We start from the raw sequence: 12,925 nt of genomic DNA, 5'->3' as shown, positions 1-12,925 counted from the left end.
AGTCTGGTAGGTACCAAAAGGGCGGGCGAATGCCTAGGCTTCAGCGTTGCCTTGCCACGGAGGAATTCAAGATGAACGAAGCCAAGAACCGCAGTGAAAACGCCAAGGCGATCAAGCATTGCCTGGATTATCTGGCCCGTGAAGCGCGGGAATCGGATTTGCGCGAAGTGGCCGAGTTGATCGAGGTTGCCTGCCTAGCCGCCGAAGACGCCAGCGAAACCGTGCACTAAGCAATAAAATAAACGGCCCCGCCATCGGCGTCGTCCCGCCCGGCCTTGCCGGGCGGGATTTTCGCGTTCAATGACTGAGCTTGCCGGTATGCCGCGCAATCTCGGCCGCTTCCAGACCCAGTTCCAGGATGGACTGGGCCAACTCGCCCAGACCGGCATCGCGGGCATGGCTGGCCAAGGCTTCCAACGCCTTGCCGATGATGGCGGCGTCACCGGCCAGCGGCAGGGTGGCGCCAGGATAATGACGGGGGAAAGGCAGCGCGCCCATCACGCCGCCACCGCCGCTTGGTCGTGCCGACGCAGCAGCGAACCATGAAAGCCGATCTTGGCCCGAGCCGACGCCAAGGCCTGGGCGTTGACCTCGATTTCCGCCGCCGCTACCGGATAATCGGCCAGGGCGCGGGTTTCGCCGAGAAAGCGGAAATTGCAGCCGGCACCGCCGATGGTACGACGGATGATCAGGTGCGGCATCAACACCAGATAGCGGTTGATGCCCATGGACATGCCAAACTCCAGACAGCCCAGCACGATTTCCGCCGCCACCCGGCGCTTGACCGCCGGTTCCAGATCGTCGTCGATGCCGAAGCGGGTGGCTTCCCACACCTGGGTACTGACCGGGACGTCGCCGCCCAGCAGATCGGGCCACAATTCCTTCAGCATGTAAGGGCGGGTGGTGGGGATCAGACGGGCAACGCCCTGAACCGGGCCGTTGCCGTGACGATGGATCAGATAGGTGGCGGCCGGCGTATCGAACTGATCGTATTCCATGCCCTCATGGCTGGGAACGGACCAACCATTGCGCTCAACAAAGCATTTGTGGCGCAGCCTATGGTGAGCGGCAAGTGAGTCGCCGAATGCGTGTGAGTTGCCCCAATTTACAACCTCAATCATCAACCCCTCCTGGCGCTAAAATCTCTAAGCGCTAGAAGAAGGCGAATTGAGTATTATTACATCCTGCCAAGGTTGAGAGGTTACGGAACGATCAAACCCATGCGAATAGCTTTGACAATGGCCAAGACGCGGGTCGAAGCCTTTAATTTCCCCATGGCGTTCTTGAGATGAAAATTCACCGTGTTGTCCGAAATGTTCAAGATCACCCCGATATCCCACGACGATTTTCCGCGCGCGCTCCAGATCAGGCACTCGCGTTCACGCGCCGTCAGCGACACTGGGGCACTTGGGGCCCCCGGATGCCGCATTCCCACCAGCACCGAATAAACCTGGGTTACCAAAACATTAGCCACCGACAGGCTGCGCAGATGGTCGATATCGGTATGGGGGCTGGCGACACTGGCAACGAAAATGCTGCCGTTGGGACCGTGTACCGGCACGGTGATACCGTGCCGCAAGCCGGCCTCGGTCGCCTCCTTGAACATACGCTTTTGCGGGTTGGTCAGATCACGCAATTGGTCCCAGCGATAGGGAACATAGGCTTGGCAAGCCCGAGTAATCACTGGATCAATAGTAACGTAATTCTTCTCGAAGTAATATTTCTGCCATTCCTCGGGATAATCCACCACCACCGCAGGAACCGACATGTCGTCCAAGGGGCGCTCGGGCTCGCCGAAGGCGCCGCAGGCCATGTGTGGAAAACCCCAATGGACCAAGGCGGATTTCAGTTCGCTCATCAAGGCAGGCGCGGTGTCGGCCCGCAACGTCCGTTCAATGAAGTCGCCCAGGCGAAAATTGTCACCGACCATGTTACCTCGCACCACGGCTTGGTTTTACAGCTTGGACGCGTATGGTATACACAGCAGGAATGCCAATCAATCTTGCGTGTGCCGTGACGGACCCCATTCCCGCAGAAATTCGCCCGACTCCGTTGGACCTCCATCTGGGCAAGCGCATCCGTGCACGGCGCAACGCCATTGGGCTGTCCCTCGAGGATCTGGCCCAAGCAATGGCTGTGGCGACGGAAACCCTGTTGGCCATGGAAAACGGGAGTCAACGCGTCGGCCCGCACTTGCTGCACCGCCTAAGCATCGTTTTGGACGTACCGTTCGGTTATTTCTTCGATGGCATGCCGCGTGAACTGGACGCGGACTTTCCCGGCACGCCGTTCGACGATTGCGACCCGGTCGGCGACGACATGCGCGAAGCACTGGAACTGGTCCGCGCCTATCTTGCCATTTCGGACGAAAAAAAACGCCAGATGGTCCACCAACTGGCGCAAAAGCTGTCGGAAAATCCGTCAGCAGAATAAAACCGATCCATGCGGCGGCACGAGGCCGCCGCCGGATAGGATTGGATCATCAGCCGATATCGGTGACCGCCCCCAAGGCCTTGGCCAGATCCAGCACACGCTTGCGCACATGCGGATCGGTGATGCGGTAATAGGCCCGTACCAGTTCCAAGGTTTCGCGCTTGGTCATGGGGTCGGTCTCGAACGAAGCGGGTTCTTCGGCCAAGCCGGAAATCAGCCGCGGCGACAACGCCTCGACCTCTTCCGACATGTCGTCGAAGAAAAAGCTGACCGGCACGTCGAGCACACGCGACAGGTCGAACAAGCGCGAGGCACCGACGCGGTTGGCGCCGCGTTCATACTTCTGCACCTGCTGGAAGGTCAACCCCAGGGCCTCGCCCAGCTTTTCCTGGCTCATGCCCAAAAGGGTACGGCGCAAGCGGACCCGGGCACCCACATGAACATCAATGGGGTTGGGTTTCCCGGAAGGGGTGCGACCACGACTGGAGACGCGGCGACCCGGACTTTTCACGTCATTGTTGGCGGTAGAGATCATTTGTGCAATTTCCTGTGGCTATGCCCCACATCCGCATTCTCGACACTTTCGCCGACAAAGGCAACCTCTTGTTGCAATAAATACAAACTTTTGTTTTATGCCGTAACCCCATCATTACCGCCCGTTGGGGTCAGAAAAGAAAAAATCACAATTTATTGAAGGGTTAAGGTTACCCGACGGTTGCGCGGCTCGGCGACGCCATCCTTAGTGGGAACCAGCGGGTTGCGTTTGCCATGGGATGACGCGACGATGGCCCGCGGTGGCAAGCCCCGCTCTACCACCAGATTGCGTACAACCTCGGCGCGGCGGCGGGAAATACGGTCGTTGACCTCGTCCGAGCCCACCGCATCGGCATGGCCGGCGATCATAATGAAGACATGGGGGCGCTTCTTGGCCAGATCGACGGCTTGGACCACCAATTCCATCGCTTCGGGCAGCAAATCAGCGGTACCACTGGAGAAGTACAACTGGAAGGTCACCGGGCGATCGGGCATGGCCGCCAGGGCATCGGCCCAGGTCTGCTTGATCCTGGCCTCGTCCAGCGGCTTGGCCGGCGACGGCTTTTCGCCGGCACTGGCGATGCTGGCGGTATTGGGCTGCTCCAGAAGCACGGCACCGCCGGCGCCTTCCACCTGGATACGGCCCACATGACCGTCGGCATCGGGGATCAGCACCACCGTGCTTTGCGGCGCGCAGGCGGCGGTAGAGACCAGCAGGGCCATGGCGAAAACGCGCTTAATCATTGCCATCGACCTTGACCAGGAACGAAGTGCCGCGAATGCCGATAGTCATCTGCGGGGTGCGGATATCGGTGCGGTTGGGGGCCAATTTGGCGATCTGTCCGGCCTGAACCGAAAAGGTGCCGGCAGTGAAGGCAAGGCCTTGTTCCAGTTTGTCGGCGGCGGGCTCGAATTCCAGGCGCTCGACCACCATGCGGCTGGACGGCCCCATGGACAAGGTGGTGTCATCGCGCAGGATCAGCCCCAACCGCGACTTGTCGGCAGTGATGATCTCGTCGGCGGCATGGATGTCGGCACCGGCCAGCAACGGCAGCGTCACGCCGTCGCGCACCACTTTGGCCGAGCCCTCCAAGGTCTTGACCTGACCGGCGATCTCGGCCGCCGTGACCGCCGGGCCGACCAGCAAAAGCGCCACCACCAAAGCAAAACGAACCATGATCCCCCCATCCCCGGATATATTTGCTCACTTACTATGGGGATTAGTCCGAATGAAAGCCACAACCATCATGATAACCTCATCCAGACTTTCCAGGACGGATGGGGTGATGGTCTGACCGGGGGAAAAATCCGCCCCCTCAATACCGATGATGCGTAGGCGTGGCGGCAGATCCCCCAGCAGACGGGCCATTTCTACCGCCTCGGCCAGACCGAAGACGTGACTGGTCTTGGCGAAACAGGATGTGGGTAGCGGCTCCGCCCCGTCCCAGCTTTGCACAGTCCCGGCGGCGGCACCGGAAAGTGTGGCATCCACCAGCACCACCAGATCATAACCGCGCCAACGGGTCATCAGATCGGTGCCTTCGCCGTGATGGATCAGCACCTCGACGCCATCCAAGGCCATGGCCGCCAGCCGCTCGGCCACCAGCGGGCCGATGCCGTCGTCGCGGCGAAACGCATGGCCGATACCGACGACCAGGACTTTCATTATTCGGCGAACCAGCGGACGAAGAAGGTGTCGTCGCTTTCATGCCGCAGAGTGCGGGTGGGCCGGCCCTCGTCGTCGATCAGGTCCATGGCCCGCAGCCAGCGCACGATTTTGGTGAAATGGGCGACATTGTGCAGACTGGCGCCACCTTCCATCCAGTTCTGCTCGAGAAAGGCCAATACCGCCGGCTGGCCCAGTTCCGCCTCCCACAGGATGCCCAGCAGCGAACACAGCGCCTCTTCCACGTCGCGTTCCGGGCAGAACAGGGTCTGTACCCTGTCAGCCTGTTCCCGCTTGCCGCTTTCCGGGCCACAGCCCAGGCCGAAATCGATCACCGCCCGGCGGTCGGGGGCGGCGCATTGATAATGAGCCACCTCGTGGATCAACACGCTGGGTTCCATGCGGATGGCGACGTTTTCGCCATCCCAGGTCCAATGGCTTTTGGGATCGACGTCAAGGATGCCGAAACCGAACTGACGGCACAATTCCACCCCCTGGGCGTGGTGGGTTTCATCGGTGGACAGGGTCATCAGATCACTGTCGGGAATGATGGCGGTGACCCGCTCGAATACCGTGCGCGCCAGCGGGTCGCCCACCAAGGCGGCGGAAAATTCGGGCAGCAGCGGCAACAAGGTGCCGTGGTCGATGGGGGTCAGCATCATGGCGCAAGACGTCCTTGGATTCGGGCCGCGCTTCTCCTACCGCCGAAGCACGGCAGGGGGCAAGGGACATCTCCGACTAAAAGCCCAGAATTCATATGCCTTCGCGCAATTGCGCCTTACTCTCAGTTTAATTATTACTAAAGAATTAGAGCGGTTTCACGCCGAGCGGAATCGGTAGAGGATTCCCCCTGAGGTCATTTTGTGATTCAACATCTTCGGTAACAACGCTCCCGAGGATGATGCGATGACGTGGCGCTCAGGGCAGTCCTATTCTCAGGACTTGCGCGATAGAGTTTTGGCGGCTGTGGACAGCGGCATGAGCGCCTACGAGGTGGCGCCGCTGTTCCGGGTGAGCGTTTCGTACATCTACAAGGCCCAAGGCCGCCGCCGGGCCACCGGCGAGACGACGGTGAAGCCACGGCCTGGGCGGCCAGGACAGAAGCTGGCGGCTCACCTTGAGGCGTTGCAGGCGCAGATCAAGGTCGAGCCCGATGCCACGCTGGCTGAGTTGCGCGCCTGGGTTCTGGCCGAATTGGGCGTGTCGATCAGCGTCGGCGGCCTGTGGAACACGCTTGAGCGGCTCGACCTCAGTCTGAAAAAAAGAGTGCGCATGCTGCCGAGCAGGAACGTCCCGACGTAGCCGAAGGACGCATCGCCTGGCGAGCCGAGCAGCCGGCGCTGGACCCAACCCGCTTGGTCTTCCTTGATGAAACCGGGGCATCGACCAACATGACCCGGCGCTACGGACGGGCGCCGCGCGGTCAGCGGCTGCTGGCTGCGGTGCCGCACGGTCATTGGAAAATGACCACCTTCGTCGGGGCGCTCCGGCATGACGGAATCTCCGCCCCCTTCGTCATCGACAAGGCGATGAATGGCGCGATCTTCCTGGCCTATGTCGAGCAGGTCCTGGCTCCGACCTTGCGGCCCGGCGACATCGTCGTAATGGACAATCTGCCCGCCCACAAGGTGGCAGGGGTCAAGCAACTCATCGAAGCCCGAGGGGCCACCCTGCGGTATCTGCCGCCCTACTCCCCAGACCTCAATCCCATCGAGCTCGCCTTCGCCAAGCTCAAGAGCCTGCTGCGAAAGGCGCAAGCCCGCACCATCAACACCTTATGGGACGTGATCGGAAAACTCATCGACCTGTTTCCGCCCGAGGAATGCGCCAATTTCTTCGCCCACGACGGATATGGACGCTCGATGTGAAAATGCTCTAGACATCAGCATGGATTGGCAGGCGATATGGTCGGAACGCGTTCTTTGCAAATCGGCGACCGGATCATGGCCTTGGCCGGCATGGGCATCGCCCTGGCGGTGGCACTGTGCGGCCTGTTCGCCTGGGCCTTGGTGCAGATGGACAAGGCCGACCAACGGGTGGCCGCCTTCACCGAGATGGAAATCCTGTCCAAGGACCTGCGCATCGCCGGCCTGGAAATCCGCCGGGCGGAAAAGGATTTTCTGCTGCGGTCCGAATCGTCCTATGCGGACAGGAACCGCAAGGCCCAGCAGGATGCCGCCCACCTGAGCACTGCCCTGAAGGGCCATGAAATGGCTGCCGCCATCGCCACGGACATCGACACCGTGGCCGACGGCCTTGCCGCTTACGCCAAGGCTTTCGACGTCCTGGTCGATAACATGACGGCCAAGGGACTGACCCATGAAACGGGCGCACAGGGCGAATTGCGCAAGGCCGTCCATACGCTGGAAACCATGCTGAAATCGGCCAACGATGTCCGCCTGAATGCGTCCATGCTGACACTGCGACGACACGAAAAGGATTTCCTGCTGCGGGAAAACCCCGAATACCTGAAAAAAGCGGCGGAAGAAGCCGCACACTTCCAGCACATCCTGGCCGGTTCAATCCTCAGCGCCGATCAGCAGCGCGACGCCAAGGCCCTGCTTGACACCTACATGGACGCCTTGCGCCGTCTGGTTGCCCAGACCGAAACCACCAACGACGCCATCCAAAGTCTGAGCAAGACTTATGGGGCCTTCGCCCCCGCCATCGACAAAATAGGTGAATTCGGCGTCGCCCAGACCGCGCTGGAGCATGCGCAGATGGACGAGATGGATGATCGCATCAAAGGGCTGATCGCCCTGGCGTCCCTGGCCGGTATCGCCGCGTCGGCGCTGGTGGCGTGGCGCATCGCCCGCTCCATCACCGCCCCGGTCCGCGCCATGACCACGGTAATGAGCGAGCTCAGCGGCGGTCGCCGCGACATCGCCGTGCCCTTCGTCGAGAAAACGGATGAAATCGGCGAGATGGCCCGCTCGGTCGAGACCTTTAAGCAAGGTCTGATCCAGGCCGAGCGGCTGGAAGCGCAAGCGCGGGAAAAAAATATGGCGGAAATTGCCCGAGCCCAGCGCCGCGACGAAGTGGTCGCCGCCTATGACGCGGCGGTCGGACAATTGCTGGCCCGAGTTAATGCCACCGTCGAGCAGGTGCATGGCGCGTCGGGCAATTTGCGCCATTCGGCCCAGCAGACGGGCGAACGCAGCATCACCGTGACCTCGGCGGCGGAGGAAACCTCGGCCAATGTGCAGACCGTGGCCTCGGCCACCGACGAATTGTCGGCCTCGACCAGCGAAATCAGCCGCCGGGTGCAGGAAACCTCGGTCATTTCGCAGACCGCCGTCGAACATATCGAGGAAACCACCCGGACGGTGGAGGAATTGCAGCAGGTGGCCATCCGCATCGGCGAAGTGGTCCGCCTGATCGAGGCCATCGCCAGTCAGACCAATCTGTTGGCCTTGAACGCCACCATCGAGGCGGCGCGCGCCGGTGAGACCGGCAAAGGCTTCGCCGTGGTCGCCGGCGAAGTCAAATCGCTGGCCAACCAGACCGCCAAGGCCACCAGCGAAATCCAGGCCCAGATCGGCGACATCCAAGGCATCACCCGTAACGTGGTCGCGGTCATCGGCCGCACCACCAGCACCATCCGCCAGGTGGATCAGGTGGTCACCTCCATCGCCGCCGCGGTGGAAGAGCAAAACGCCGCCACCCAGGAAATCGCCCGCAATGTCCAGGAAGTGGCCGGGGCCAACGCCATCGTCACCCGCAGCATCGGCGAGGTCAGCGACGAAGCCGGCGCCACCGGCCAATTGGCCGGCCAACTCAGCCAGGCCGCCGATGACTTGAAGGTGGAAGCCGGGGCCATGAGCCGGGAAACCGAAAGCTTCCTCGACAGCATCAAGGCGATTTAGGCATCTGATTTACGTAAGACGTTGACCCGCATGGGCTGGTCGAAATCCATGCCGCCTTCGGCATTGGCGCGGCCATTGGCGGCGAACAGGGCGCGCATGTCGCCGTCGATGGCCGCGAATTTGGCCTCGCGTTCGGCATTGGCGGAAATGATGCGATCACGGAAGGCATCGTAATCGCGCATGCTGATGGCGTGCAGATAAGCGATTTCGTCAACCACATCCAATCCGGGCGCGCCTTGCACCGCCTCTTGGGCCAAAGCCCGCACCTGGGTTTCATCGTCCACCGGCTTGCAGGTCTGGAAAAACAGCCCTTCGGCTATCGGTTCCGACACATAGACCAATCCGCCGGGCTTCAGCACCCGGCGGGCCTCGGCCAAGGCGGCTTGCATGAAGTCCGCCGGCACATGATGCAGGGAATTGAAGAAGACCACGATGTCGGCGCTTTCATCATCCGCCGGCAGGTTCTGACCGACCCCATCGACGATCTCGACCCCCGCCATGGGCTCGGCAGCGCGGGCCTTGGCCAATTGACGCGGCGAACATTCCACCCCCAGTACCTGGGCGCCGTTCTTGGCCAGCAGCCGGGACAGATGGCCATCGCCGCAGCCGACGTCGATGACGCGCTTGCCTTCCAGCTCCAGGGTCTCGACAATCACATCGGAATTGCGGCGGCGCTGCATGACGTTTTCCTTTTTTCAGACCACACGATGCATATATGAAAAATCTGATGAATGTCGAGTTCCATTGCGCCATCGTCCTGGGCGCCAAGGTAATGGCCGACGGCACGCCTTCCCCCGCCTTGGCCCGCCGCGTCGCCCATGCCGCCACTCTGGTGCACAGCGGGCGGGTAGCGCATCTGCTGATGAGCGGCGGCGCCGTCAACCACCCCACCCCCGAGGCGCAAGTCATGCGCGATCTGGCCATGGCCGCCGGCATCGACGCCGATCGCATCGTCGTCGAGGACCAATCACGCAACACCATCGGCAATGCCCGCTATTGCGCCCCCATCATCGTCGCCCAAGGCTGGACCCGGCTGTTGCTGGTCACCGACAGCTTCCACCTGCCGCGTGCCCGGCTGATCTTCGCCCATCACGGCCTGAAGGTGGCGTTGTCGGGGGCACGGCCCGAGAGTGTCAGCGCCGAATGGGTGATGGCGCATCTGCGCGAAATCCCGGCGATGATGAAGACGCTGTTCCGGCTGGCGACGGAAAAACCCTAATAGTCTTGCCCCGGCAGCCGGCATGGGGCACATTTCCTCTCTTCTTTCCAAAGCCGGAACCAAGGCGAACATGAGCAACCGCGTCTATATCTACGATACCACCCTGCGCGATGGTGCCCAAACTCAGGGCGTCGATTTCTCGGCCGCGGACAAGGCCAAGATTGCTCGGGAGCTGGATTCGCTGGGTATTGACTATATCGAAGGTGGCTGGCCCGGTGCCAACCCCACCGACGATGCCTTTTTCGCCGCGCCGCCCAAGTTCAGCCAGTCCAAGCTGTGCGCCTTCGGCATGACCCGGCGCGCCGGTCGCTCCGCCGACAACGACCCCGGTCTTGCCGCCCTGACCCAGCATCCGGTCGGCGCGGTGACCATGGTCGGCAAGTCGTGGGACTTTCAGGTCACCGTGGCCTTGGGCATCGAGTTGGACGAAAACCTGCGCATGATCGGCGAATCCATCGCCCAGTTGGGCAAGAAGGTGCCCGAGGTGCTGTACGACGCCGAGCATTTCTTCGACGGCTACAAGGCCAATCCGGCCTATGCCCTGCAAGCCCTGAAGGCCGCCTATGACAACGGTGCCCGCTGGATGGTGCTGTGCGACACCAATGGCGGCTCACTGCCGCACGATATCGAGCGCATCGTCGGTGAAGTCATCAAGGCCGGCATCCCCGGCTCGCATCTGGGCATCCATTGCCACAACGACACCGAAGCGGCGGTAGCCAACAGCCTGGCGGCGGTCAAGGCCGGGGTGCGGCAGGTCCAAGGCACCATCAACGGCCTGGGCGAACGCTGCGGCAACGCCAATCTGGTCAGCATCATCCCCAACCTGATGCTGAAGATGGGCTTCGAGACCGGTGTCAGCCTGGACAACCTGAAAAATCTGGTCCGCGTCAGCCGGGCGCTGGACGAGGTCCTGGACAGGAAGCCCAACCGCTCGCAGCCCTATGTGGGCAGTTCGGCCTTCGCCCATAAGGGCGGGCTGCATGTGTCGGCGGTGGCCAAGGATCCCAGCTGCTACGAACACGTCGACCCGGCCCGGGTCGGCAATGTGCGCCAGATCGTGGTGTCCGATCAGGCCGGGCGCTCCAACATCGTCGCCCGCATGGCCGATCTGGGTATCGACATCGCCAGCGTCAAGAAGGACGCGCTGATCAACGTGGTCGAGCAGATGCAGGTGGATTTCGACCCGCGCGAGGTGGCCGATCTGGTCGATCTGATCAAGCGGCTGGAACACGAGGGCTATGCCTACGACACCGCCGCCGCCAGCTTTGAATTGCTGGTGCGCCGGGCGCTGGGCCAAGTCCCCGATTACTTCCGCCTGGAACGCTATCGCGTCATCGACGAACGCCGCCGCAACGCCGTCGGCCATTGGGTCACCCTGTCGGAAGCCACCGTCAAGGTGGAAGTGGGTGGGCGCGAATACATCCAGGTGGGCGAAGGCGACGGCCCGGTCCACGCCTTCGACACCGCGCTACGTCAGGTGCTGACCGGCCCCTTCCCGCAATTGGAAGCCCTGGAACTGGCCGATTACCGCGTGCGCATCGTCGAAAGCACCGCCGGCACCGCGGCCCGGACCCGCGTCACCATCGAAAGCACCGACGGCCAGGGCCATCGCTGGACCACGGTGGGCGTGCATTCCAACGTTTTGGAGGCGTCGCTGGAAGCCTTGCAGGATTCCATCGCCTATATGCTCTATCGCTTCGCGGACAGGGATTAGGCCATGGCTCAGGCCGACCTTCTGGCGCAGATGCAGGATTGGGTGGCCATCTATGGCCCCCCGCCCCTGCGCACCGAGTTGCTGGCCGCCCTCAACAATGCCCGGGCCGAAAACGGCGACCCGCCCGGCCCCGCCGATTACTGGCAGGCGGTGGCCGAGTTGCTGGTGGCCAAGGGCCATCTGGACGTGGCGCGCGAGGCGATCAAGCGCTGGCAGATGCTGGCGCCCGCCGATCACCCCATCCACGCGGTGATGGGCGGCGGCCCGCCGCCCGAGGAAAAGCCGCCGGCACCGCCGCCGCCGCCCAAGCCGGAACCCAACTCGCGCATCGTCCGCGTCATCGACACCACCTACACCTTCCAGCGCATCGAGCCGCAGATGGACAAGGTGCAGGGCCGCAAGGTCAAGGCCTGCTGGGAAACCTTCCTGGACGAAAACGACAAGTCCAGCCGCGCCGTGGTCAACACCTTCGAGGACGGCGCCTGCGGACCGTGGGCGGTGACCGGGGTGTTCACCGATTTCGCCGGCGCCGCCGCCGTCGAGGTGGTGGTGCGCTCCATGCAGCGCCATTTCGTCTTCACCACCAAGAAGGACGCCAAGGTGCGCAAGCTGCTGGCCGGTTTCGGCCTGCCCTTGATGACCGTGCTCGGCGTCTTCATCGGCTATATCATGGGTGTTCTACATTGACCGAAGCTGTTTCCGGCCCCGCCATCATCCTGGTGCGGCCGCAATTGTCCGAAAACATCGGCACCGCCGCCCGGGCCATGCTCAATAACGGTTTGACCGATTTGCGGCTGGTGGCGCCGCGGCCCGACTGGCTGTCTGATCGCGCCATCGCCGCCGCCTCGGGCGCCGACCGGGTGGTGCTGGGGGCCAAGATCTTCGACACCACCGCCGAGGCGGTAGCCGATCTCAACCGGGTATGGGCGACCACCGCGCGCAACCGCTTCATGGTCAAGCCGGTGGATACGCCGAAGAGTGCCGCCCAGGCCATGCGCAGCCTTGATGCCGACGGGCAGAAATTCGGCGTCATGTTCGGCCCCGAACGCACCGGGCTGGAAAACGACGACGTCGCCCTGGCCGATACCGTCGTCACCGTGCCCCTGAACCCGGATTATTCATCGCTGAACCTGGCGCAATGCGTGCTGCTGGTGGCCTATGAATGGTATCAGGCCGCCGCCCCCACCCTGCCCGAGCGGCACATGACCAAGGGGGCCGAGCCGCCGGCGACCAAGGAAAAGCTGCAGCATTTCTTTGATCATCTGGAACGCGAATTGGACGAATGCGGTTTCCTGCGCATTGCCGACAAGCGCCCGGTGATGGTGCGCAATATCCGCAACCTGTTCCAGCGCGCCCATCTGACCGGCCAGGAAGTACAGACCCTGCACGGTATCGTCCATGAACTGGTGACCTACCGCCATCGCAAGGGCAAAAGTCACAATAGCGAAGACTGAATTAAACCTATGGATAGGACAGTATCGTAAAGCGGCTGT

General features: G+C 62.3%; 17 protein-coding genes. 8 read left to right on the top strand and 9 right to left on the bottom strand.

Annotated elements, in window-relative coordinates; all coding sequences use genetic code 11:
- Positions 1-71: 71 nt before the first annotated feature.
- Entirely contained in the window at positions 72-230 is a 159-nt protein-coding gene (locus tag MGMSRV2_RS21360; protein WP_024079003.1) for a hypothetical protein, read from the top strand.
- Between the two features lie 67 nt (positions 231-297).
- Here MGMSRV2_RS21360 and MGMSRV2_RS03725 read toward each other — a convergent pair whose 3' ends face one another.
- The 3 genes from MGMSRV2_RS03725 to MGMSRV2_RS03715 form a co-directional block, all read right to left on the bottom strand.
- Positions 298-498 (bottom strand): hypothetical protein, encoded by a 201-nt coding sequence (locus tag MGMSRV2_RS03725; RefSeq protein WP_024079002.1) that lies wholly within the window; start codon positions 496-498, stop codon positions 298-300.
- Positions 498-1,121 (bottom strand): acyl-homoserine-lactone synthase, encoded by a 624-nt coding sequence (locus tag MGMSRV2_RS03720; protein ID WP_024079001.1) that lies wholly within the window; start codon positions 1,119-1,121, stop codon positions 498-500. Before MGMSRV2_RS03720 ends, MGMSRV2_RS03725 begins: the two co-directional genes overlap by 1 nt.
- A gap of 80 nt (positions 1,122-1,201) precedes the next feature.
- Positions 1,202-1,930, bottom strand: coding sequence for a helix-turn-helix transcriptional regulator (locus MGMSRV2_RS03715; RefSeq protein WP_024079000.1), 729 nt, complete (start codon positions 1,928-1,930; stop codon positions 1,202-1,204).
- A gap of 122 nt (positions 1,931-2,052) precedes the next feature.
- Here MGMSRV2_RS03715 and MGMSRV2_RS03710 point away from each other — a divergent pair, with 122 nt between their 5' ends.
- A complete protein-coding gene (locus tag MGMSRV2_RS03710) occupies positions 2,053-2,433 on the top strand; it encodes a helix-turn-helix domain-containing protein (RefSeq protein ID WP_052588855.1) in 381 nt (126 codons plus the stop codon).
- 49 nt (positions 2,434-2,482) lie between these two features.
- Here the strand turns inward: MGMSRV2_RS03710 and MGMSRV2_RS03705 are convergent, their stop codons facing one another.
- The 5 genes from MGMSRV2_RS03705 to MGMSRV2_RS03685 form a co-directional block, all read right to left on the bottom strand.
- On the bottom strand, positions 2,483-2,968 hold the full coding sequence (locus MGMSRV2_RS03705; protein ID WP_024078998.1) for a helix-turn-helix domain-containing protein: 486 nt from the start codon (positions 2,966-2,968) through the stop codon (positions 2,483-2,485).
- A 152-nt stretch (positions 2,969-3,120) separates the two neighbouring features.
- Complete coding sequence (locus tag MGMSRV2_RS03700) at positions 3,121-3,711, bottom strand: OmpA family protein (RefSeq protein WP_024078997.1); 591 nt, start codon at positions 3,709-3,711, stop codon at positions 3,121-3,123.
- Complete coding sequence (locus MGMSRV2_RS03695; protein WP_024078996.1) at positions 3,704-4,144, bottom strand: FecR family protein; 441 nt, start codon at positions 4,142-4,144, stop codon at positions 3,704-3,706. The genes MGMSRV2_RS03700 and MGMSRV2_RS03695 overlap by 8 nt, the downstream gene beginning before the upstream one ends.
- A 27-nt stretch (positions 4,145-4,171) precedes the next feature.
- The gene (locus MGMSRV2_RS03690) at positions 4,172-4,633 is read right to left on the bottom strand and encodes a hydrogenase maturation protease (RefSeq protein WP_024078995.1); all 462 of its coding nucleotides are present in this window, start codon (positions 4,631-4,633) and stop codon (positions 4,172-4,174) included.
- Positions 4,633-5,295, bottom strand: a complete 663-nt coding sequence (locus MGMSRV2_RS03685) for a hypothetical protein (RefSeq protein ID WP_024078994.1) — start codon at positions 5,293-5,295, stop codon at positions 4,633-4,635. The genes MGMSRV2_RS03690 and MGMSRV2_RS03685 overlap by 1 nt, the downstream gene beginning before the upstream one ends.
- Before the next feature lie 244 nt (positions 5,296-5,539).
- Here MGMSRV2_RS03685 and MGMSRV2_RS03680 point away from each other — a divergent pair.
- Together MGMSRV2_RS03680 and MGMSRV2_RS03675 are read left to right on the top strand one after the other, a co-directional pair.
- Positions 5,540-6,501, top strand: a protein-coding gene (locus MGMSRV2_RS03680; RefSeq protein WP_144084247.1) for an IS630 family transposase whose coding sequence is annotated in 2 segments (ribosomal slippage) — positions 5,540-5,888 and positions 5,888-6,501 — 963 coding nt in all. Because the reading frame shifts where the segments join, the coding sequence is not laid out codon by codon here.
- A gap of 36 nt (positions 6,502-6,537) precedes the next feature.
- Positions 6,538-8,499 carry a methyl-accepting chemotaxis protein gene (locus MGMSRV2_RS03675; RefSeq protein WP_024078992.1) on the top strand — a complete coding sequence of 654 codons (1,962 nt, stop codon included), beginning with the start codon at positions 6,538-6,540 and terminating at the stop codon, positions 8,497-8,499.
- Here MGMSRV2_RS03675 and MGMSRV2_RS03670 read toward each other — a convergent pair.
- Entirely contained in the window at positions 8,496-9,179 is a 684-nt protein-coding gene (locus tag MGMSRV2_RS03670; RefSeq protein WP_024078991.1) for a class I SAM-dependent methyltransferase, read from the bottom strand. The genes MGMSRV2_RS03675 and MGMSRV2_RS03670 overlap by 4 nt on opposite strands.
- 35 nt (positions 9,180-9,214) lie before the next feature.
- Here MGMSRV2_RS03670 and MGMSRV2_RS03665 point away from each other — a divergent pair, with 35 nt between their 5' ends.
- The 4 genes from MGMSRV2_RS03665 to MGMSRV2_RS03650 all read left to right on the top strand — a co-directional run bounded on the left by MGMSRV2_RS03665 (position 9,215) and on the right by MGMSRV2_RS03650 (position 12,886).
- Positions 9,215-9,718 carry a YdcF family protein gene (locus MGMSRV2_RS03665; protein ID WP_024078990.1) on the top strand — a complete coding sequence of 168 codons (504 nt, stop codon included), beginning with the start codon at positions 9,215-9,217 and terminating at the stop codon, positions 9,716-9,718.
- A 70-nt stretch (positions 9,719-9,788) separates the two neighbouring features.
- Entirely contained in the window at positions 9,789-11,432 is a 1,644-nt protein-coding gene (cimA, locus tag MGMSRV2_RS03660; RefSeq protein ID WP_024078989.1) for a citramalate synthase, read from the top strand.
- Between the two features lie 3 nt (positions 11,433-11,435).
- The gene (locus MGMSRV2_RS03655; protein ID WP_024078988.1) at positions 11,436-12,119 is read left to right on the top strand and encodes a hypothetical protein; all 684 of its coding nucleotides are present in this window, start codon (positions 11,436-11,438) and stop codon (positions 12,117-12,119) included.
- Positions 12,116-12,886 (top strand): RNA methyltransferase, encoded by a 771-nt coding sequence (locus tag MGMSRV2_RS03650; protein WP_024078987.1) that lies wholly within the window; start codon positions 12,116-12,118, stop codon positions 12,884-12,886. The genes MGMSRV2_RS03655 and MGMSRV2_RS03650 overlap by 4 nt, the downstream gene beginning before the upstream one ends.
- Positions 12,887-12,925: the final 39 nt, after the last annotated feature.

Origin of the sequence: Magnetospirillum gryphiswaldense MSR-1 v2 (assembly GCF_000513295.1) — a bacterium.
In the GTDB taxonomy this organism is placed as follows: Bacteria; Pseudomonadota; Alphaproteobacteria; order Rhodospirillales; family Magnetospirillaceae; genus Magnetospirillum; species Magnetospirillum gryphiswaldense.
Note: the sequence above shows the minus strand (reverse complement) of the source record. Positions and strands in the feature narration are given on the sequence as shown.